Raw genomic sequence first — 19,829 nt, 5'->3', positions numbered from 1 at the left:
CGGTTCAATCTGATTCCCGCTGCGGGTAGACTCGCTGGCCCAAGACTTTACAAGGCGCCTGCTCGTGCCCTCGCCAACGACTACTCCTCTTTCCACTGCCGGTGCAGCACCGTCGTCGACCAAGGGCGCGGAACCGTCCTACGCCTGCGCGCAGCCATCCAGGCGCGATCTCCCCGGTGAGTCGGCGGGTGCCTTCCTCTCGCATCATCTTCCGCTGCTGGTCGGGCTGGTACTGGTTGCGCTCAACCTGCGTCCAGCGCTCTCAAGCCTTGCGCCACTGCTCGGCCAGGTAAGCAGTGAGCTTGGCCTCAGTGCAAGCTTCGCGGGAGTGGTGACCTTCCTGCCGGTATTCTGCCTCGGCGCCTTCGCCTTTCTCGCCCCGCGTTTGTCCCACCGCTACGGTAGCGCCAGAACGATTCTGCTCGCTTTGCTGGTGCTTGCCGCCGGCGTTGCGCTGCGTGGTGTCTTCGGCATTGCCGGACTGCTGCTCGGCACGGTCATGGCGGGGGCGGGAATCGGCGTGGCCGGGGTGCTGCTACCGAGCGTGGTCAAGCGTCACTATCCGCACCATGCAAGCCTGTTGACCGGGATCTACACCATGGCGCTGTGCAGCGGCGCGGCCCTCGCTGCAGGTGCCAGTGTGCCGCTGGCCGAGGCATTCGGTGGCAGCTGGCGGCTAGGGCTCTCCTGCTGGGCGCTGTTGGCCCTGGCGGCCGCGCTGATCTGGATTCCTCAGCTTCGGCGCGCGAAGCACGAACCGAAGTCGGAGCGTCGACGTGTGCGAGCGCCCTGGCGTTCGATGCTTGCCTGGCAGGTCACCCTCTACATGGGCCTGCAGTCCTCGCTTGCCTACATCGTCTTCGGCTGGCTGCCGACCATGCTGATGGCGCGTGGGCTCGGCGCGCTCGAGGCCGGACTGATGATGTCCGTATCGGTGCTTTTGCAGCTCGTCACCGCGCTGGGCGGGCCGTTCATCGCTGCCAGGTTTCGTCACCAGAGCGGTGTGATCGCGCTGTTCCTCGCCCTGAGCGTCGTTCCGCTGCTCTGCATCCTGTTGATGCCTGTCTCTACCCTGTGGCTCTGGATCGTGCTGCTGGGGCTTGGCCAGGGCGGAACGTTCAGTCTCGCGCTTGCGCTGCTGGTGCTGAGAACCCGCAATGCCCAGAGCGCGGGCGCGCTCTCCGGCATGGCTCAGGGAGTCGGCTACTCGCTCGCTTCTTTCGGCACCCTGGGGGTGGGGCTGCTGCACGACCTGCGCGGCGACTGGTTTGAGGTGGCCGGGCTGATTCTCGCCATCGGCTTGCTGGCACTGCTGTGCGGATTCAATGCCGGGCGCGATCGCTTCGTCGAAGCCGGCTGATCGCAGAGCCGAGGGTTCAGCCCGGGAGAGTGACCGCAAGATTGTCGAGCAGCCTGGTCGTACCGAGATAGGCAGCGGCCAGCAGAATCGCTTGGCGAGCGTCGCCGTCGAGCGGCGCGAGATCGGGCGCGCGCAGCTCCAGGTAGTCGATCACGAAGCCTTGAGCCTCGAGAGTGTCACGCCCCTGCGCTAGGGCCTGGGCTGCCGGGATGCCCTGGGCCAGGCGTTCGGCGATGCTGCGCAGGCTGCGAGCCAGCAAGGGTGCGCGTTCTCGCTGCTCTCGATCGAGATAGCCATTGCGTGAAGAGAGTGCCAGCCCGTCGGCGTCGCGAACGGTCGGTACGTCGACGATCTCGATCGGGAAGTGCAGATCCGCGACTAGCTTGCGAATCACTGCGAGCTGCTGGTAGTCCTTGTTGCCGAACAGAGCGACATCGGGGCCGACGATGTGGAACAGCAAGCTGACTACTGTCGCCACGCCGTCGAAATGCCCTGGGCGCGTGGCGGCGCAAAGTCCTTGCGAAACTTTGGGCACCCGCACCTGGGTCAATCCGTCCAACCCATTGGGATAAAGCGTGTCGACATCGGGTGCGAAGAGCACATCGCAGCCTGTCGACTCGAGCTGCGCCCGATCGTCGTCCAGAGTGCGAGGATAGCGCGCGAAATCTTCGCTTGGACCGAACTGGATCGGGTTGACGAAGATCGACGCCACGACCAGATCGGCGCGACGTCGCGCCTCTTCCACCAGAGCCAGGTGGCCCTGGTGGAGATTGCCCATCGTCGGCACCAGCGCGATACGCACGCCAGCTGCGCGAGCCTTGGTGAGCGCTTGGCGTAGCGCAGCGATGGTATGGAATGTCTGCATGATGGGGTGCCCTCCAGCGGTACCGAGCGTGCGCCAGGAACTCAGAAGCAGTGTTCTTCGGCGGGGAACTCCCGGTTCACCACCGCTTCGTGGTAAGCCGCGAATGCCTCCTGGATCGATGCTTCGCCGATCAGGAAATTCTTCACGAAGCGTGGCACGCGCCCGAGCGAGGCGCCGAGCATATCGTGCATGACCAGGATCTGCCCGTCGACATCAGGGCCTGCGCCAATACCGATCACGGGTACTGCCAGTGCGTCGCGTACTTCGAGGGCAAGATCGCTCGGCACGCATTCGAGCAGCACGACCGCGGCGCCGGCCTGCTCCAGCGTCAGGGCATCGTCGATGATTCGCTGCGCGCTCTCCGGATCGCGACCTTGGATACGGTAACCGCCCAGCGCATTGACATGCTGGGGGGTCAATCCCAAGTGTACGCAGACCGGTACGCCGCGTCGGCTGAGCGCTTCGACGCCTTCGGCGAGCCAAGCCTCTCCTTCGATCTTGACCATCTGCGCGCCCGCGCGCATCAGGATTCCCGCATTGTCGAGCAGCCGTTCGATGCTGACATCGGCCATGAACGGCAAATCCGCCATGATCAGGCTGTCGACTCCTGCCCGGGCGACGCAGGCCGTGTGATAGGCGATGTCGGTGATGGTGACCGGCAGAGTGCTCGAGTGTCCTTGAAGCACCATGCCAAGGGAGTCGCCGATCAGCAGTACCTCGACGCCGGCGTCGCTGGCCAGACGCGCGAAGGTGGCGTCGTAGGCAGTCAGGCAACTGAAGGGCGTGTTGGACTCACGGCGACCTGTGAGGGTCGAGAGAGTGACGGCGGGCATGGCAAGGCTCTCGTTGGAGATCGTTGAGGAAGCGTCGGCTCAGGGCGTGAGCTCGACCAGTGAGCCGCGTAGTGAGTCATCCACCAGATCGCTCAGTACACGGTCGTCGGGCAGGCGCAGGCCAGGAGAGATGTCCAGCAGCGGTACCCATACGAAGGCACGATTTAGCATTTCTGGATGGGGAACACAAAGGCGAGGATGCTCGATCACACGATCATCGAACAGCAGCAGGTCGAGATCGAGCGTGCGTGGGCCCCAGCGATGCAGCCGCACCCTACGTTGGCTCTGCTCGAGGCGTTGCAACTGGTCGAGCAACGCCAGTGGCGAGTAGGCGGTACGCAGCTCCACCACCGCATTGACGAAGTCGTCCTGATCCTGCGGGCCCACCGGCCGGCTGGCGTAAAGTGGCGAGGCCTTCACCAGCCTGCACAGCGGCAGCGAGGCGAGTGCCTCGATGGCTGAGCTGACTCGCTTTCGTGGGAGATCCAGGTTGCTGCCCAGACCGATGAAAGCCCGATGGGCAAGCACAGCGTCGGGCATCCTTTCATTCTCCCCGAGGGGGGCGACGACGCGGCCGGCGGCGTGAGTGCGTCGGTTTGGATGCAGTTTCGGGCAATGGCTCGTCGAGGCCCGCGGGCTCGTGGACGATCTGGCTGATCATCACCCGACGCTCGGCGTCCTCGAGGGTTTGATAGCGTGTCCACCACTCCCCTAGGCCGGCCGCCAGTTCTCCAGCGTTTTCGCGCAGCAGTAGGAAATCGTAGCCGGCACGGAAGCGCGGATGGCTCATCACCTGGTCGGCGCGCTTGCCCTTGCGCCGCGGCAGACGCAGCTGGAGCTCCCAGATGTCGCGCATCGGGAAGCTGAAGCGCTTCGGGATCGAGGTGTGTTGCAACTGGCGGCTGATCACCTGCTGGGCCGCCTGCTGGTGAGCGAGAGCCGTTGGCATGCCTTCTTCTTCGAGGGCATTGGCATCCATCACTACAGCCGGCCACAGCAGCGCAGCATAGAGGAAGGCCGGGGTGACGGGTTTACCCTCGAGAATGCGCTGGTCGGTGTTGATCAGCGCCTGCTCGATCATCGCCTCGGCCCATGGCATGACACTCAAGGCATCGAACGTGACCGGAAACAGCATCGCGAACAGTCCATGCTCGCGTAGGCCTCGATAGGTCTCCAGCGCCGCACCGTTGAGAAACAGCTTGAGCACTTCTTCGAACAGCCGCGCGGGGGGGATCGAGAGCAGCAGCGGTGCGAGATCGATGATCGGGGCGGCGGTACGTTCCTCGATCTTGAATCCGAGCTTGCCAGCGAAGCGTATCGCTCGCAGCATCCGAACCGGATCCTCCCGATAGCGCACCTCAGGATCGCCGATCAGTTTCAGCTGGCGGCGCTCGAGATCGTCGATGCCGCCGGTCCAGTCATAGATCGAGAAATCGGCGACGCTGTAGTAGAGCGCATTGACGGTGAAATCGCGGCGCAGCGCATCCTCATCGATGCTTCCCCAAACGTTGTCGCGCAGTAGCATGCCCGTGGCCGAGCGGTGCGCTCGGCTGACGTCATCCTCATCATCATGCTGGCCACGGAAGGTGGTGACCTCGATGATCTCCCGGCCGAAACGGACATGAACGATGCGAAAGCGCCGGCCGATGATCATGGCGTTGCGGAACAGCGCCTTGACCTCGTCAGGCGTCGCGTCGGTGGCAACGTCGAAATCCTTCGGGGTGATGCCGAGCAGGCCGTCACGCACGCAGCCTCCCACTAGATACGCCTGGAACCCCGCTTTATTGAGGCGGTACAGAACCTTGAGAGCGTTTTCACTGAGCATGCCTCGAGAGAGGGAGTGCTCATCACGAGGGAGGATGCGAGGAGCGGAAAGAGAGGCCTGGTCGCCGACTGGGGTTTTCAAACGTTTACCGGTACCTGATCGAAGCTGGACGAAATGAGAATCGACATTCTGCTGGTTCCGGTAAGTGTAACCAAGGTACCCGGGGATGCAAAGAGCGGCTACCGAGCCTTGCGCTCAAATAGCAAAAGGGAGGCCGAAGCCTCCCCGGAATGCTGCGTGGCACATGGCGACAGCAGCGAAGCTAAAGATGCGCTTGAATTCTTCGTGTATGGCGCATCGCTCTGAATACGCATTGCAGGCGCGAGATACGTGAGCTCGACGGACGCTTGGTGTGGCGGGCTAATGCGCCGTGCCGTATTCAAAACAATCCTCCATGCACGCGGACGCTCTCTTTGATCAACGAAAAGAGATGGCTGCCCCGGTGAGTTGTTCTTGTTCCGGGGTGCCGACCAGGAGGCGTTGTTTTTGTTGTGCCTCGTTCGCGGCGTCGCGTATTACTCTCCCTGGACCGACGTTGTTATTGTCATGTCGGCACGTTCGTCTCCATCCAGCGATTCTTGTTCTTGTCGGTATCGCTGTATCGGATGTCTAGAGGAGCGCTTGTTGTTTTTGTTGCGCTGCCTCCTTGAGCGAAGGTTGTTGTTTTTATTCCTTCGCTGACGAGCGTTGTTGTTTTTCTTGCTGATATTAATGCTCGATGTGTGCCAGTTTGTTTTTTTTACATTTAAAACATGCGGTTATGGTTTTGGTGGGATGAGCGTCACTCCGTGCCTCATCAGCCTTCGGCCAAGTTGCTGGTGCTTGCGTTCAAAAATGGTGCGCCAACGGTCGTTTTTGGTGCATTGCCGATTGGGGCTGAGCATAGCGAGGTTTCTGGCGCGACGAGATACGACCTTGGGTGCGCCACCAAAGATCGCTTGAACTCAGCGCCATGATGGTCGACGCGGTGGCGGAAATAGGTTTCTAGCGAGACTCGAGGGCCGGTCGGAAAACGATGTCGCCCTGCCCGATCGCGGTGCTGCGCCAATGGCTCTTCGCCCAGCAGAGCTGCTCCTGAACCGGTGCATCGAGCGACTCGACGGGTGGATGCTGACCAAGTGCGCGCAGCGCCGCATGGAGAAGCGTCCGCGCGGCCTCCTCGCTACGGGGCAGCGCTGGGGCGAGGTTTTGCTTCGAAAGCTTTTGCCCATTGGCGGCGCGGGCCAATGGGAGGTGCAGGTAGCTGGGTGTCGGTAGATCCAGATTGCGCTGTAGCAGCAGCTGCCAGGGAGTGTTGTCGAGCAGATCTGAGCCACGCACCACATCGGTGATGCCTTGGTCGCCATCGTCGACCGTGACTGCCAGCTGATAGGCCCAGAATCCATCGCGTCGTCTGAGCACTACGTCGCCAAGTGCGGCGGGGGTCCATTCCTGCCGGCCGAGCCTGCGGTCCTGCCAACTGACCTTGACCGGTTGGTGCGTTGAATCGGTGCGAAGGCGCCATGCCTGCGGGCGATCTGGGTGCAGGCTGCCTTCCCGGCACCAGCCCGGGTAGTGGTCGAACCCCTGCCAATCCTTGCGTGAGCAGCCGCAGGGGTAGGCGAGGCCGAGGGTGGCGAGTTTTTCCAGGGCATGCTGGTAGGCTTCGCTACGCCGGCTCTGATGGCGTACATCGCCATCCCAGTGGAGGCCGAATGCTTCCAACTGGCGGAGGATGTCCTCGCTTGCACCACGAGGGCAGCGGGGAGGATCGATGTCCTCGATGCGCAGCAGCCATTCGCCTCCCACCGCATGTGCATCGAGCCAGCTAGCGAGGGCGGCGATCAGAGAGCCAAAGTGCAACGGGCCTGACGGGGTTGGTGCGAACCTTCCGCGATAGCTTGCAGCCCCGCTCATCGCTTTCGCTCCCTGGGTTTTCGATCCCAAGCAAGACGGACGCCGAGGCGTCCGTCGTGGATCAATGAGCATCGAGGGGTTCAACCGCCGAGCTGCTTCTCCTTGAGCTCCGCAAGGGTCTTGCAGTCAACGCACAGCGTCGCGGTTGGCCGGGCTTCGAGGCGGCGAATGCCGATCTCCACACCACAGGCCTCGCAGTAGCCGTAGTCTTCCTCGTCGATCTTCTCGATGGTCTCGTTGATTTTCTTGAGCAGCTTGCGCTCGCGATCACGAGTGCGGAGCTCGAGACTGAACCCTTCTTCTTGAGTAGCACGGTCGGCAGGGTCGGCGAAGTTGTTCGCTTCCTCCTGAAGATGCCGAACGGTTCGGTCGACCTCTTCCATCAGATCCCGCTTCCAATCCAGCAGCATCTGACGGAAGTGCTCCAGCTGCTTCTCGTTCATGTACTCTTCACCCGGGGCCGGCTGGTACGGGGTGAATTTGTTCAGCGCTTCCGGTTGCTGTTCGGCTACTGCCATGGGGATGCCTCATTGCGCAGTGTATCTTGGGCCGCAAGGTCGCAGCGATCCCACCCTCACGGGTGTGCTTGACCCACCGAAGGTAGAGCCTTTTATAGAAAAAAACCTCGCAGTGCAAGATGTATATGGCATTGCGATGAGGCCTTATAGCACAGAATTTCGATCTTTGGACGGGAGATGGTTTGAAATTCAACGAACTTCGTACAGGACGCCTGGTCCGGCGCTACAAGCGTTTTCTCGCTGATGTGGTGTTGGATTCAGGTGAGCAGGTGGTCGCCCACTGCGCTAATACCGGATCGATGCGCGGGCTCGACCGCGAGGGGGCGAGGGTATGGCTCTCGTATAGCGATAGCCCCAAGCGCAAGCTGGCGTGGAGCTGGGAGCTGATCCAGCTCGACGATCCCGATCGTTCGTCGTTCGCCTCGGTCAACACCGCACGCGCCAATCATTTGGTGCGCGAGGCGCTCGAGCGGGGAGTGATCGAAGAACTCAAGGGATGGGTGGGAATGCGGGCGGAAGTACGTATCGAAGACGCGCGACTCGATTTTCGCCTCGACCATTTCGCCTCTCCCGACTGCTACGTCGAGGTCAAGCAGGTGACGCTTCGCGAGCCGGACGGACTTGGCTACTTTCCCGATGCGGTCAGCGTACGTGGACTCAAGCATCTGCGCTCGCTGAGCGGCATCGCCGCCGGTGGCGGGCGTGCAGTGCTGCTCTTCTGTGTCGCCCATACGGGAATCGATCGGGTGCTGCCGGCCTGGCATCTCGACCCCGCGTACGCTGCCGGCCTGGTCGATGCGGTACGGTGCGGTGTCGAGGTGCTGGCCTATGGTTGCCGCATCGAGGCCGAGGGTACGACGGCGGAAATGGCGCTGGAGCGCCGGTTGGAAGTGGCGCTGACGCCAGCGAGTCACTCCTCGCTGGGGAGCCGGTCCTTGACGTAGGTGATCTGGGTCCGGCCGTGTGGCGCAGGCAGGCCATCCTCGCCGAGGTTGACGAATACGATCTTCTCGATGGTGAGGATGCTCTTGCGAGTGATCTTGTTGCGTACGTGACACTTGAGCGTGATCGAGGTGGTGCCGAAGTGGGTCGCGGTGATGCCGAGCTCGATGATGTCGCCCTGGCGGGCGCTGGAGACGAAGTTGATTTCGGAGATGAACTTGGTCACCACGCGAGGGTTGTCGAGCTGGATGATCGTATAGATCGCCGCTTCTTCATCGATCCAGCGCAGCAGGCTACCGCCGAACAAGGTACCGTTGGGATTGAGGTCTTCGGGCTTGATCCATTTGCGGGTATGGAAATTCATCTGCGTCTCCTGGCGTGCGGCGGCTGGATTCGATTCTATCAGTGAGCGGTGGCTCCCGCCGAGCGCCGGGCCTAGCGGCGGATACGGAAGATCGCCGTTTGGCCGAGCAGGTTTGGCCAGCGTCGCACGCTCCACGAACCCTGGCGACCGACAGCCTGGTCGATGATGGTGTAGCCGCGGGAGTGGCACAGGTTGGTGAAGTCCCGAAAAGTCGAGAGGTGGATATTCGGGGTGTCGTACCAAGCATGGGGCAGTGATGACGAGACCGGCATCCGGCCTTTGATGCCAAGGTGCAGGCGGTGGCGCCAGTAGGCGAAGTTCGGGAAGGCGATGATGCACTCCCGCCCGACACGAAGCATCTCGTCCAGCGTCAGGTCGGGCCGCTTGAGTGCCTGCAGCGCTTGGGTCATCACCACCAAGTCGAAAGCATCGTCCGGGATGTTGGCCAAGCCTTGGTCGATGTCCTGCTCGATCACATCGACACCGCGCGTGATGCAGCCATTGATCCCGTCGTGGTCGATCTCCAGGCCATAGCCCGTGACCCCTTTGTCGCGTCCGAGCAGCTCGAGCAAGGCGCCGTCACCGCAGCCGAGATCGAGCATCCGGGTGTTCGGTGCGACCCACTCGTAGATCAGTGCAAGATCCGCTCTCATCTCATTCATCTTCAGCCCTAGGCAGTGACAGGGTGTCGCCGGCGTGGCGCAGGAACCCTCCCAACACCGTGTCGTAGCGGGGGTGGGGCATAAGGAAGGCGTCGTGGCCGTGGGGTGAATCCACGTTGGCGTAGCTCACCCGCTTGCCTGCCAGCATCAGCGCATCGACCAGCTCCTTGGAGCGCTCCGGCGCGAAGCGCCAGTCGGTACTGAAGCTGACCACCAGGAAGCGGCATTGCGCCGGTGCGAGCGCCGCGGCAAGGTCGCCATCGCAAGCGCCCGCGGGATCGAAGTAGTCGAGCGCTTTGGTCATCAGCAGATAGGTGTTGGCGTCGAAGCGATTGGAAAAACTCTCGCCTTGGTAGCGCAGGTAGGACTCGATCTCGAACTCCACACCGTAGCCGAAGTTGAGTTCGTTACGTACGTCGCGGCCGAACTTCGCCCCCATCGCCAGCTCGGAGAGGTAGGTGATATGGCCGACCATGCGCGCCAGCCTCAATCCTCGGCGAGGCAGCGTATCGTGCTCAGCGTACCAGCCGTCATGAAACTCGGGGTCCGAACGGATCGCCTGTCGGGCCACTTCGTTGAAGGCGATGTTCTGCGCCGAAAGCTTCGGCGTCGCGGCGATCACGACCGCGTGGGCCAGGCGATCGGGGTAGGCGAGCGACCATTGCAGCACCTGCATGCCACCGAGGCTTCCGCCTATCACGGCGGCGAAGCGCTGGATGCCGAGATGGTCAGCAAGCCTTGCCTGGCTCTCTACCCAGTCGGTGACCGTCATCAGCGGGAAGTCGGGGCCCCAGATCCGTCCGGTCGCGGGATTGATCGAGGTGGGGCCGGTGCTGCCGTGGCAACCGCCGAGATTGTTCAGCGCAACCACGAAGTAGCGACGGGTATCGATGCTCTTGCCGGGGCCGATGTGGGTGTCCCACCATCCGGGCTTTTGCTCCCCCGGGTAGAAGCCCGCTGCGTGGTGATGGCCCGACAGCGCATGGCAGATCAGGATGGCGTTGCTGCGCTGCGCATTGAGTTCGCCATAAGTCTCGTAGACCAACTCGAAGGCATCGAGCGTCCTCCCGCAAGCAAGCTCGAGAGGCGTATCGAAACGCGCGATGCTGGGTTCGACCAGGCCCACCGAACCCGACTGCGTGTTCACCATCAATATCCCACCACCACGCGGGCCGGCAGCATCGAGGCGCGGACCAGCGAACTGACCACGATACTGTCGATCAGGTTGATCAGGATGAAGGCCACGATCGGGGACAGATCGAGCATTCCCAGCGGCGGAATCACCCTGCGCAGCGGCGACATGATCGGTTCCGTGACCTGGATCACCAGCAGCGCGCCAGGGTGGTCCGCTCGCGGGGCGACCCAGCTGAGGATGATCATCACGATCAGGGCGAAGAAATAGATCTTCACCAGGGCATTTAGCGCGCCGGCGAAACCCGCGATCAGCAGGTTGAGCACAGGGGGAAGGGTGCCAGCGAAGAGCAGGAAGATCAGCAGCAGGGCGGCGATCTTGACCAATATCGCTGCCACCAGCGAAGCCAGATCGAAACGGCCGATCGGGCGTAGCAGGCGCTGTAGCGGATGGACCAGCCAGCCGGTTGCCTTGACCACGCCCTGGGTCATCGGGTTGTAGTAGTCGGCTCGCGAGGCATGCAGCGCAAAGCGTAGCATCAGCACGAAGACGAACAGATTGAACAGCGTATTGATCAGCGTCAGGCCGATGCTTCCCATCTGGGAGCCCATGGCATCCTCCAGTGTCAGGCGCGTGAAGGGGCGGCTGTTGCCGCCCCCGTGATTTCGGCAAAGCGCGAGCGCTTTGCGCTAAGGCTGGTCGAGTTGGTCCGCCAGCTCGTTGGCGCGGTTCCGGCAGGCGTTGCAGGCATCGAGCACCAGCGCCTCCAATCCCCCGGCCTCGAAGCGTTGGATCGCGCGCTCGGTGGTGCCGTTGGGCGACATCACCTGGCGCTTCAGCGTCTCGGGATCATGTTCGCCGAGAGCGGCCATCTTCGCCGCGCCCAGCGCGGTCTGGATCGCCAGCCGCCGAGCGCTATCCCGCTTCAGGCCCTGGGCCACGCCCGCTTTTTCCAGCGCTTCGATCATATAGAAGAAGTAGGCCGGTGCGCTTCCGGCGATCGCGGTGACGACGCTGAGCAGCTCCTCTTCCTCTACCCATTCGGTGATGCCAACGGCGCCCATGAGCCTTTCCACCAGGGCACGCTGTGCATCACTTACGCCAGGTGCCGCATAAAGCCCACAGGCCCCCGTGCCGACGAGCGAAGGTGTATTGGGCATCGAGCGGACGACGGCAATATTGCCCCCCAGCCAGCGCTCGATCGAACTACAGCGGATGCCTGCCGCCACCGACAGTACCAGCGGACGCCTTTGCTGCACGGCATCTCGAAGACCCACGCATAGCTCGGCGAGCTTCTGTGGCTTGACCGCAAGGACCAAGACATCGGCATTCAGCACGGCTGCTTGATTGTCCAGCGAGGTCGTGATGGCAAAGCGCTCGCGAAGCGGTGCGAGGGTCTGCTCGCGAGTGGCGGTGGCGGTGATCTTCTCTGGAGGATGGCCGCTCGCGATCAGGCCTTGGATGATCGCGCGGGCCATGTTGCCGGCACCGATGAAGCTCAGCTGGCTGGACATGTCGAACTCCTTGATTGGCCGCCCCATCGTTGCGCTGCGAGCGGCGGCGAGCATTTCTTCTCAGGGGCCACTCGGATATTCACGCGGGCCGAAGATGGCGGTACCGATTCTGACCATGGTGGCGCCCTCGGTGATCGCAGCCTCGAGGTCCGCGCTCATCCCCATCGACAGCGTGTCGAGTGGAGCCTGCGGCAGCTCCGCCCGAAGCGACTCGAACAGCGCGCGCAGTCGTGCGAACGGCGCTCGCTGAAGTACGGGATCGTCACAGGGCTCGGGAATCGCCATCAGTCCCCGCAGGCGCAGGCGAGGCATCGCCGCTATGCGCTGCGCCAGCGGGAGCAGCGCCTCTGGGGCCACTCCTGACTTGCTCTGCTCCTGGCTGACGTTGACTTGCAGGCATACGTCGAGGAGGGGGAGGTCGCTGGGGCGCTGGTCATTCAGGCGCTGGGCGATCTTCTCACGATCGATGCTATGTACCCAATCGAAATGCTCGGCGATGTCGCGTGTCTTGTTCGACTGGATCGGGCCGATGAAATGCCATTCGATGTCGAGATCGGAAAGCATGGCCTGCTTGCCCAGCGCTTCTTGCAGGTAGTTCTCGCCGAACGCCCGCTGTCCTGCCTGGTAAAGGGCGCGCAGTCGGTCCGCTGGCTGCGTCTTGCTTACCGCCAGCAGGCGGGCTGCTGCTGGATCACGGCCGGCATCGGCGAGGGCCAGGGCGAGACGCTCGCTGACCTGCGCGAAGCGGTCGGAAACGCTCTGTGGCGTGGTTGGATCGACGGGCATGATCGAATTCCTGCGCGAGGAGATTGGTGCGATCGAAGTGGCGGAGTCGGATATTAACCAACTGCCGCTGGTGACGGCAAAGCGAGCTGCCGCGGCGGGCGCATCGTCGATGACATGGTACAATCATGCCCTTTTTGCAGGCGAGGTGGCGCAGCGTGTTGGGATGCGTCGCTTCCGAATCCGCTTTTCCTGACGCGAGAGAGACGATTGATGAACGACGTTGTCGAGGCGTTTGAGCTGATCAAGCGCGGCACCGATGAAATCCTGCTCGAGGACGCGCTGCTCGAGAAACTGCGCTCGGGTCGTAAGCTGCGCATCAAGGTCGGGTTCGACCCGACCGCGCCCGATCTCCACCTGGGCCACAGTGTACTGCTGACCAAGATGCGTCAGCTCCAGGAGCTGGGGCATACGGTGATCTTCCTGATCGGCGACTTCACTGGCCGCATCGGCGATCCGAGCGGAAAGAGCGTGACTCGCAAGCCGCTGACCGAGGAGCAGGTCAGGGCAAATGCCGAGACCTATCGGCAGCAGGTGTTCAAGATTCTCGATCCCGAACTCACTGAGGTGCGGTTCAACTCCGAGTGGTTCTCCAGGATGGGCGCTGCCGAAATGATTGAGCTCGCGGCGCAAAGCACGGTGGCGAGGATGCTCGAGCGCGACGACTTCGAGAAGCGCTATCAGGCGAATCAGGCGATTTCGCTTCATGAGTTCCTCTACCCGCTGGTGCAGGGCTACGACTCCGTGGCGCTCGAAGCGGACATCGAGATGGGCGGTACCGATCAGAAGTTCAATCTGCTGATGGGTCGCGAGATCCAGAAGCATTTCGGCCAGACCCCGCAGGTGGTGATCACCATGCCGCTGCTCGAAGGTCTTGACGGTGTGCAGAAGATGTCCAAGTCGCTCGGCAACTATGTGGGTGTCGACGAGGCGCCGGGGGCGATGTTCAACAAGCTGGTTTCCATGCCCGATGCGCTGATCTGGAAGTACTTCGACCTGCTCTCGTTGAAGTCCAATGCGGAGCTCGAGGCGTTGCGCGAAGAGATGGCCAATGGCGCCAATCCCCGTGACATTAAGATGGTGCTTGCGCGCGAGCTGATCGCCCGTTATCACGGCGAAGAGGCGGCGGCCAATGCCCATCGCTCGAGCGGTAACGTACTCGGCGACGGTGAGTTGCCTGAGGACATGCCGGAAGTCGAGGTCGCTTTCTCAGGGGACGCCGGTGTGCCGATCGGTTTCGTGCTCAACCGCTCGGGGCTGGTCAAGAACAGCGCCCAGGCCAAAGACCTGCTCAACAACGGGCGGGTCAAGGTGGATGGTGTGGTGATGGACAAAGATGCCTTGCTCGAATTCGGCCGTAGCTACGTCGTTCAGGCAGGGAAGCGTAGTTTCGCCCGCGTTTCGTTGGTGCCCGAGCGCTGAAAGTCGCGATCAAAAACCTGCGGAAAGGGCTTGCCAAGTGGCGAGGGGGTCTATAAAGTACGCCCTCGCTGACCGGGGTTAACCCGCAGCGGGAAGAGCAAGTCATTGATTGTTTTGGTGTTTCAGGTTGGTTCGGGAACGGGTGGTTGGCTGGTTCCGAACGACACTTCCTCAAGGAAGTGGTTGACACCAAAGCGTTTCTGAGTAGAATGCTCATCCACTCGACGCAGGGCACGCTTCTTCGAAGCAAGGTTCAGCCCGCGACGAGACGCTCTTTAACAAGTCGATCAGGCAATTTGTGTGGGCGCTCGGCTCGATGAGACGGCAACGTCACTGATGTATCCAGTCAGGCATCGAGGCAGCGACCACAAAGGCAAGCGATCCATCGTTTGTCGATGTAACAGCTCTGTCGAGCCAGGCTAAGCCGTCCGTCTTTTCGAAGGTGGGGGGCAGCAAGATTTAAACTGAAGAGTTTGATCATGGCTCAGATTGAACGCTGGCGGCAGGCCTAACACATGCAAGTCGAGCGGCAGCACAGGGAGCTTGCTCCCTGGTGGCGAGCGGCGGACGGGTGAGTAATGCATGGGAATCTGCCCGGTAGAGGGGGATAACGTGTGGAAACGCACGCTAATACCGCATACGTCCTACGGGAGAAAGGAGGGGATCTTCGGACCTTCCGCTATCGGATGAGCCCATGTCGGATTAGCTAGTTGGTAGGGTAAAGGCCTACCAAGGCAACGATCCGTAGCTGGTCTGAGAGGATGATCAGCCACACTGGGACTGAGACACGGCCCAGACTCCTACGGGAGGCAGCAGTGGGGAATATTGGACAATGGGGGCAACCCTGATCCAGCCATGCCGCGTGTGTGAAGAAGGCCTTCGGGTTGTAAAGCACTTTCAGCGAGGAGGAACGCCTTTGGGTTAATACCCTGGAGGGGGGACGTTACTCGCAGAAGAAGCACCGGCTAACTCCGTGCCAGCAGCCGCGGTAATACGGAGGGTGCGAGCGTTAATCGGAATTACTGGGCGTAAAGGGCGCGTAGGCGGTCTGTTAAGCCAGATGTGAAAGCCCCGGGCTCAACCTGGGAACAGCATTTGGAACTGGCGGACTTGAGTGCAGGAGAGGAAGGTAGAATTCCCGGTGTAGCGGTGAAATGCGTAGAGATCGGGAGGAATACCAGTGGCGAAGGCGGCCTTCTGGACTGACACTGACGCTGAGGCGCGAAAGCGTGGGTAGCAAACAGGATTAGATACCCTGGTAGTCCACGCCGTAAACGATGTCAACTAGCCGTTGGATCCCTTGAGGATTTAGTGGCGCAGCTAACGCACTAAGTTGACCGCCTGGGGAGTACGGCCGCAAGGCTAAAACTCAAATGAATTGACGGGGGCCCGCACAAGCGGTGGAGCATGTGGTTTAATTCGATGCAACGCGAAGAACCTTACCTACCCTTGACATCCAGAGGACTATCCAGAGATGGATGGGTGCCTTCGGGAACTCTGAGACAGGTGCTGCATGGCTGTCGTCAGCTCGTGTTGTGAAATGTTGGGTTAAGTCCCGTAACGAGCGCAACCCCTATCCTTATTTGCCAGCGATTCGGTCGGGAACTCTAAGGAGACTGCCGGTGACAAACCGGAGGAAGGTGGGGACGACGTCAAGTCATCATGGCCCTTACGGGTAGGGCTACACACGTGCTACAATGGCGAGTACAGAGGGTTGCGAAGCGGCGACGTGAAGCCAATCCCAGAAAGCTCGCCTCAGTCCGGATTGGAGTCTGCAACTCGACTCCATGAAGTCGGAATCGCTAGTAATCGCGAATCAGAATGTCGCGGTGAATACGTTCCCGGGCCTTGTACACACCGCCCGTCACACCATGGGAGTGGATTGCACCAGAAGTGGCTAGTTTAACCTTCGGGAGAACGGTCACCACGGTGTGGTTCATGACTGGGGTGAAGTCGTAACAAGGTAGCCGTAGGGGAACCTGCGGCTGGATCACCTCCTTAAACGACAGCGCCGTGGTTGAGCCGAGTACCCACACCAAATTGCCTGATCGAAAGCAAGAGCGAAGTACTAAGGGTCTACGGCCCCGGCTTGGGTCTGTAGCTCGGTTGGTTGGAGCGCATCCCCTGACCTTGTGGAAAGCAGGGTGAGGTCGGCAGTTCGAAGTATGCCGAAGGTAAGCTCTGAGTGCCCGAAGCTGGGTCTGTAGCTCAGTTGGTTAGAGCGCACCCCTGATAAGGGTGAGGTCGGCAGTTCGAATCTGCCCAGACCCACCATTCTCCTGGTTGGATCTGTGAGAGCGGTGACGACAACGGGGCCTTAGCTCAGCTGGGAGAGCGCCTGCTTTGCACGCAGGAGGTCAGCGGTTCGATCCCGCTAGGCTCCACCATCGATTCGTTTGAATCGAGGTCGCTGTCCAGGCCAACGAAGAAAATACCGATGCCAGTCGCAAACCAATGTCCTCCGGATCAAGAGGAAGACGTGGGTTTCCGACTGTCTTCGCGACAGTACGCTCTTTAACAATGTGGATCATGCTGACCAAGTCCAGCGCGAACACCGGGGTGGAGACCTCGTGTCGTGAACGCTGGCCTGCCGGCCGCAAGGCGGGCAGAGAGATACGTCTCAAGCGTATCCGGCGAAATTGTTTTCGTTGATCGGTGACCAGACCCCTTCGGGTTATATGGTCAAGCGATTAAGCGCACACGGTGGATGCCTTGGCAGCCAGAGGCGATGAAAGACGTGATAGCCTGCGATAAGCGTTGGGGAGGTGGCAAATGACCTTTGATCCAGCGATTTCTGAATGGGGAAACCCACCGGCCAGAAGGTCGGTATCCGTACGCCAATACATAACGTACGGAGGCGAACCGGGAGAACTGAAACATCTAAGTACCCCGAGGAAAAGACATCAATTGAGATTCCCCCAGTAGCGGCGAGCGACCGGGGAGAAGCCCTTAAGCAGCTTATGTTCTAGTGGAACCGTCTGGAAAGTCGGGCCGTAGCGGGTGATAGCCCCGTACATGAAAGGGCATAGGGTGTGAAAACGAGTAGGACGGGGCACGTGAAACCCTGTCTGAACATGGGGGGACCATCCTCCAAGGCTAAATACTCCTGGCTGACCGATAGTGAACCAGTACCGTGAGGGAAAGGCGAAAAGAACCCCGGCGAGGGGAGTGAAATAGATCCTGAAACCGTGTGCGTACAAGCAGTGGGAGCAGGCAAGTCCTGTGACTGCGTACCTTTTGTATAATGGGTCAGCGACTTATTCTCAGTAGCGAGCTTAACCGTATAGGGGAGGCGTAGGGAAACCGAGTCTTAAATGGGCGACATAGTTGCTGGGAATAGACCCGAAACCGGGCGATCTATCCATGGGCAGGTTGAAGGTTGAGTAACATCAACTGGAGGACCGAACCGGGATCTGTTGAAAAAGATTCGGATGACCTGTGGATCGGAGTGAAAGGCTAATCAAGCTCGGAGATAGCTGGTTCTCCTCGAAAGCTATTTAGGTAGCGCCTCACGTATCACCATCGGGGGTAGAGCACTGTTTCGGCTAGGGGCCCATCCCGGGTTACCAACCCGAGGCAAACTCCGAATACCGATGAGTGCAGCGTGGGAGACACACGGCGGGTGCTAACGTCCGTCGTGAAAAGGGAAACAACCCAGACCGTCAGCTAAGGCCCCAAAATTCTGGTTAAGTGGGAAACGATGTGGGAAGGCTTAGACAGCTAGGAGGTTGGCTTAGAAGCAGCCATCCTTTAAAGAAAGCGTAATAGCTCACTAGTCGAGTCGGCCTGCGCGGAAGATGTAACGGGGCTCAAACCAGGTGCCGAAGCTACGGGTTCAGGTCTATGGCCTGAGCGGTAGAGGAGCGTTGTGTACGCCTGCGAAGGTGGATCGTAAGGTCTGCTGGAGGTATCACAAGTGCGAATGCTGACATGAGTAACGACAAGGGGTGTGAAAACCACCCCCGCCGGAAGACCAAGGGTTTCTGTTCGACGTCAATCGGAGCAGAGTGAGTCGGCCCCTAAGGCGAGGCCGAAAGGCGTAGTCGATGGGAAACGGGTCAATATTCCCGTACCAGACGTTACTGCGATGGGGGACGGAGAAGGCTAGGCGGGCCCGGCGTTGGTTGTCCGGGTAAAAGTAGGTAGGCCGAATCTCCTGGCAAATCCGGAGGTTCAAAGCCGAGATACGAGACGAACCAGTTTTTCGGAACTGGGAAGCCGTTGATGCCACGCTTCCAGGAAAAGCCTCTAAGCTTCAGGTAACGTGTGACCGTACCCCAAACCGACACAGGTGGTCAGGTAGAGAATACCAAGGCGCTTGAGAGAACTCGGGTGAAGGAACTAGGCAAAATGGCACCGTAACTTCGGGAGAAGGTGCGCCGGCGTAGGGTGAAGAGACTAGCTCTCGGAGCGCGAACCGGTCGAAGAGTCCAGGTGGCTGCAACTGTTTATTAAAAACACAGCACTCTGCTAACGCGTAAGCGGACGTATAGGGTGTGACGCCTGCCCGGTGCCGGAAGGTTAATTGATGGTGTTAGCTTAGGCGAAGCTCCTGATCGAAGCCCCGGTAAACGGCGGCCGTAACTATAACGGTCCTAAGGTAGCGAAATTCCTTGTCGGGTAAGTTCCGACCTGCACGAATGGCGTAATGATGGCCACACTGTCTCCACCCGAGACTCAGTGAAATTGAAATCGCTGTGAAGATGCAGTGTACCCGCGGCTAGACGGAAAGACCCCGTGAACCTTTACTACAGCTTCACACTGGACGCTGATGTTGCTTGTGTAGGATAGCTGGGAGGCTATGAACCCTGGACGCCAGTTCGGGGGGAGCCAACCTTGAAATACCAGCCTGGCATCATTGGCGTTCTAACTTGCCCCCGTGATCCGGGGGAAGGACAGTGTGTGGTGGGTAGTTTGACTGGGGCGGTCTCCTCCCAAAGAGTAACGGAGGAGCACGAAGGTACCCTCAGCACGGTTGGAAATCGTGCATTGAGTGCAAGAGCATAAGGGTGCTTGACTGCGAGACGGACAGGTCGAGCAGGTACGAAAGTAGGTTCTAGTGATCCGGTGGTTCTGTATGGAAGGGCCATCGCTCAACGGATAAAAGGTACTCCGGGGATAACAGGCTGATACCGCCCAAGAGTTCACATCGACGGCGGTGTTTGGCACCTCGATGTCGGCTCATCACATCCTGGGGCTGAAGTCGGTCCCAAGGGTATGGCTGTTCGCCATTTAAAGTGGTACGCGAGCTGGGTTTAGAACGTCGTGAGACAGTTCGGTCCCTATCTGCCGTGGGCGTTGGAAGTTTGAGAAGCGCTGCTCCTAGTACGAGAGGACCGGAGTGGACGAACCTCTGGTGTTCCGGTTGTCACGCCAGTGGCATTGCCGGGTAGCTATGTTCGGACGGGATAACCGCTGAAAGCATCTAAGCGGGAAGCCCCCTTCAAGATGAGACTTCCCTGGGGCCTCGAGCCCCCTAAAGGACCCTCGAAGACGACGAGGTTGATAGGCACGGTGTAGAAGAGCGGTCAACGCTTTGAGCTAACGTGTACTAATGGTCCGTGAGGCTTGACCATATAACCCCAAGTGGTCAGGTCATCGAAAGACGAAGACAACGGATACGACGAGACGATCTCGGCCAGCATGATCCACGAATCAGTGAAGTTTGCCTTGATGGGCAGGCTTTGCGCCAGAATATGCTTGACGACCATAG

17 protein-coding genes, 2 tRNA genes and 2 rRNA genes are annotated in these 19,829 nt (G+C 60.5%); 9 read left to right on the top strand and 12 right to left on the bottom strand.

From position 1 onward, the window contains the following. The first annotated feature begins 64 nt into the window (after window positions 1–64). Window positions 65–1,360 carry a CynX/NimT family MFS transporter gene (locus tag A5892_RS00100; RefSeq protein WP_064121063.1) on the top strand — a complete coding sequence of 432 codons (1,296 nt, stop codon included), beginning with the start codon at window positions 65–67 and terminating at the stop codon, window positions 1,358–1,360. 16 nt (window positions 1,361–1,376) lie between these two features. Here A5892_RS00100 and panC read toward each other — a convergent pair whose 3' ends face one another. From panC to pcnB, 4 genes are read right to left on the bottom strand one after another with little or no spacing between them, the layout of a single operon-like run. Further along, window positions 1,377–2,225 carry a pantoate--beta-alanine ligase gene (gene panC / locus A5892_RS00095; protein WP_064121062.1) on the bottom strand — a complete coding sequence of 283 codons (849 nt, stop codon included), beginning with the start codon at window positions 2,223–2,225 and terminating at the stop codon, window positions 1,377–1,379. Between the two features lie 41 nt (window positions 2,226–2,266). Further along, window positions 2,267–3,058: a 3-methyl-2-oxobutanoate hydroxymethyltransferase gene (gene panB / locus A5892_RS00090; protein WP_064121061.1), complete on the bottom strand. Its 792-nt coding sequence runs from the start codon at window positions 3,056–3,058 to the stop codon at window positions 2,267–2,269. Window positions 3,059–3,097: 39 nt separating this feature from the next. Next, complete coding sequence (gene folK / locus A5892_RS00085; protein WP_064121060.1) at window positions 3,098–3,598, bottom strand: 2-amino-4-hydroxy-6-hydroxymethyldihydropteridine diphosphokinase; 501 nt, start codon at window positions 3,596–3,598, stop codon at window positions 3,098–3,100. A gap of 4 nt (window positions 3,599–3,602) precedes the next feature. Continuing rightward, on the bottom strand, window positions 3,603–4,964 hold the full coding sequence (gene pcnB / locus A5892_RS00080) for a polynucleotide adenylyltransferase PcnB (RefSeq protein ID WP_223302746.1): 1,362 nt from the start codon (window positions 4,962–4,964) through the stop codon (window positions 3,603–3,605). A 33-nt stretch (window positions 4,965–4,997) separates the two neighbouring features. Here pcnB and A5892_RS20055 point away from each other — a divergent pair, with 33 nt between their 5' ends. Continuing rightward, window positions 4,998–5,189, top strand: coding sequence for a hypothetical protein (locus tag A5892_RS20055; RefSeq protein ID WP_150123435.1), 192 nt, complete (start codon window positions 4,998–5,000; stop codon window positions 5,187–5,189). A 678-nt stretch (window positions 5,190–5,867) separates the two neighbouring features. Here A5892_RS20055 and gluQRS read toward each other — a convergent pair. Both gluQRS and dksA read right to left on the bottom strand, forming a co-directional pair. Beyond that, the gene (gluQRS, locus tag A5892_RS00075) at window positions 5,868–6,779 is read right to left on the bottom strand and encodes a tRNA glutamyl-Q(34) synthetase GluQRS (RefSeq protein WP_064121058.1); all 912 of its coding nucleotides are present in this window, start codon (window positions 6,777–6,779) and stop codon (window positions 5,868–5,870) included. 80 nt (window positions 6,780–6,859) lie between these two features. Then, a complete protein-coding gene (gene dksA, locus A5892_RS00070) occupies window positions 6,860–7,297 on the bottom strand; it encodes an RNA polymerase-binding protein DksA (RefSeq protein WP_027349608.1) in 438 nt (145 codons plus the stop codon). Window positions 7,298–7,479: 182 nt separating this feature from the next. Between dksA and sfsA the strand changes: the two genes are divergently transcribed. After that, window positions 7,480–8,241, top strand: coding sequence for a DNA/RNA nuclease SfsA (gene sfsA, locus A5892_RS00065; protein ID WP_064121057.1), 762 nt, complete (start codon window positions 7,480–7,482; stop codon window positions 8,239–8,241). Here the strand turns inward: sfsA and A5892_RS00060 are convergent. The 6 genes from A5892_RS00060 to A5892_RS00035 form a co-directional block, all read right to left on the bottom strand. Then, window positions 8,208–8,603, bottom strand: coding sequence for an acyl-CoA thioesterase (locus A5892_RS00060; RefSeq protein WP_027349610.1), 396 nt, complete (start codon window positions 8,601–8,603; stop codon window positions 8,208–8,210). The genes sfsA and A5892_RS00060 overlap by 34 nt on opposite strands. Before the next feature lie 71 nt (window positions 8,604–8,674). Further along, entirely contained in the window at window positions 8,675–9,256 is a 582-nt protein-coding gene (metW, locus tag A5892_RS00055) for a methionine biosynthesis protein MetW (RefSeq protein ID WP_064121056.1), read from the bottom strand. A gap of 1 nt (window position 9,257) precedes the next feature. Further along, window positions 9,258–10,415, bottom strand: coding sequence for a homoserine O-succinyltransferase MetX (gene metX / locus A5892_RS00050; protein WP_064121055.1), 1,158 nt, complete (start codon window positions 10,413–10,415; stop codon window positions 9,258–9,260). Next, window positions 10,415–11,008 (bottom strand): YggT family protein, encoded by a 594-nt coding sequence (locus A5892_RS00045; RefSeq protein WP_064121054.1) that lies wholly within the window; start codon window positions 11,006–11,008, stop codon window positions 10,415–10,417. Before A5892_RS00045 ends, metX begins: the two co-directional genes overlap by 1 nt. Window positions 11,009–11,086: 78 nt before the next feature. Next, the gene (proC, locus tag A5892_RS00040; protein ID WP_064121053.1) at window positions 11,087–11,911 is read right to left on the bottom strand and encodes a pyrroline-5-carboxylate reductase; all 825 of its coding nucleotides are present in this window, start codon (window positions 11,909–11,911) and stop codon (window positions 11,087–11,089) included. Window positions 11,912–11,971: 60 nt separating this feature from the next. Further along, complete coding sequence (locus tag A5892_RS00035) at window positions 11,972–12,697, bottom strand: YggS family pyridoxal phosphate-dependent enzyme (RefSeq protein ID WP_064121052.1); 726 nt, start codon at window positions 12,695–12,697, stop codon at window positions 11,972–11,974. Here A5892_RS00035 and A5892_RS00030 point away from each other — a divergent pair. The 6 genes from A5892_RS00030 to A5892_RS00005 all read left to right on the top strand — a co-directional run bounded on the left by A5892_RS00030 (window position 12,696) and on the right by A5892_RS00005 (window position 19,692). Further along, on the top strand, window positions 12,696–12,890 hold the full coding sequence (locus A5892_RS00030; RefSeq protein WP_064121051.1) for a hypothetical protein: 195 nt from the start codon (window positions 12,696–12,698) through the stop codon (window positions 12,888–12,890). The two genes, A5892_RS00035 and A5892_RS00030, sit on opposite strands and share 2 nt — an antisense overlap. 17 nt (window positions 12,891–12,907) lie before the next feature. Then, window positions 12,908–14,116, top strand: coding sequence for a tyrosine--tRNA ligase (gene tyrS / locus A5892_RS00025; protein ID WP_064121050.1), 1,209 nt, complete (start codon window positions 12,908–12,910; stop codon window positions 14,114–14,116). A gap of 461 nt (window positions 14,117–14,577) precedes the next feature. Further along, window positions 14,578–16,117, top strand: a 16S ribosomal RNA gene (locus tag A5892_RS00020). A 196-nt stretch (window positions 16,118–16,313) separates the two neighbouring features. Then, window positions 16,314–16,390, top strand: a tRNA-Ile gene (locus tag A5892_RS00015). A 37-nt stretch (window positions 16,391–16,427) separates the two neighbouring features. Continuing rightward, a tRNA-Ala gene (locus tag A5892_RS00010) sits at window positions 16,428–16,503 on the top strand. 293 nt (window positions 16,504–16,796) lie between these two features. Further along, a 23S ribosomal RNA gene (locus A5892_RS00005) occupies window positions 16,797–19,692 on the top strand. Together the 16S and 23S rRNA genes with 2 tRNA genes alongside form the textbook arrangement of a ribosomal RNA operon. The last annotated feature ends 137 nt before the right edge of the window (window positions 19,693–19,829 follow it).

The organism is Halotalea alkalilenta (assembly GCF_001648175.1).
GTDB lineage: Bacteria > Pseudomonadota > Gammaproteobacteria > Pseudomonadales > Halomonadaceae > Halotalea > Halotalea alkalilenta_A.
The sequence above is the reverse complement of the archived record's forward strand: the minus strand, read 5'-3'. Positions and strand labels throughout refer to the sequence as shown.

Excerpts from the sequence above, each read along its gene's own strand:
- gluQRS (WP_064121058.1), bottom strand. The coding sequence starts at position 6,779 with ATGAGCGGGGCTGCAAGCTATCGCGGAAGGTTCGCACCAACCCCGTCA.
- dksA (WP_027349608.1), bottom strand. The coding sequence starts at position 7,297 with ATGGCAGTAGCCGAACAGCAACCGGAAGCGCTGAACAAATTCACCCCG.
- folK (WP_064121060.1), bottom strand. The coding sequence starts at position 3,598 with ATGCCCGACGCTGTGCTTGCCCATCGGGCTTTCATCGGTCTGGGCAGC.
- A5892_RS00030 (WP_064121051.1), top strand. The coding sequence starts at position 12,696 with ATGATCGAATTCCTGCGCGAGGAGATTGGTGCGATCGAAGTGGCGGAG.
- proC (WP_064121053.1), bottom strand. The coding sequence starts at position 11,911 with ATGTCCAGCCAGCTGAGCTTCATCGGTGCCGGCAACATGGCCCGCGCG.
- metW (WP_064121056.1), bottom strand. The coding sequence starts at position 9,256 with ATGAGAGCGGATCTTGCACTGATCTACGAGTGGGTCGCACCGAACACC.
- A5892_RS00045 (WP_064121054.1), bottom strand. The coding sequence starts at position 11,008 with ATGGGCTCCCAGATGGGAAGCATCGGCCTGACGCTGATCAATACGCTG.
- A5892_RS00035 (WP_064121052.1), bottom strand. The coding sequence starts at position 12,697 with ATGCCCGTCGATCCAACCACGCCACAGAGCGTTTCCGACCGCTTCGCG.
- panC (WP_064121062.1), bottom strand. The coding sequence starts at position 2,225 with ATGCAGACATTCCATACCATCGCTGCGCTACGCCAAGCGCTCACCAAG.
- panB (WP_064121061.1), bottom strand. The coding sequence starts at position 3,058 with ATGCCCGCCGTCACTCTCTCGACCCTCACAGGTCGCCGTGAGTCCAAC.
- tyrS (WP_064121050.1), top strand. The coding sequence starts at position 12,908 with ATGAACGACGTTGTCGAGGCGTTTGAGCTGATCAAGCGCGGCACCGAT.
- A5892_RS20055 (WP_150123435.1), top strand. The coding sequence starts at position 4,998 with ATGAGAATCGACATTCTGCTGGTTCCGGTAAGTGTAACCAAGGTACCC.
- A5892_RS00060 (WP_027349610.1), bottom strand. The coding sequence starts at position 8,603 with ATGAATTTCCATACCCGCAAATGGATCAAGCCCGAAGACCTCAATCCC.
- metX (WP_064121055.1), bottom strand. The coding sequence starts at position 10,415 with ATGGTGAACACGCAGTCGGGTTCGGTGGGCCTGGTCGAACCCAGCATC.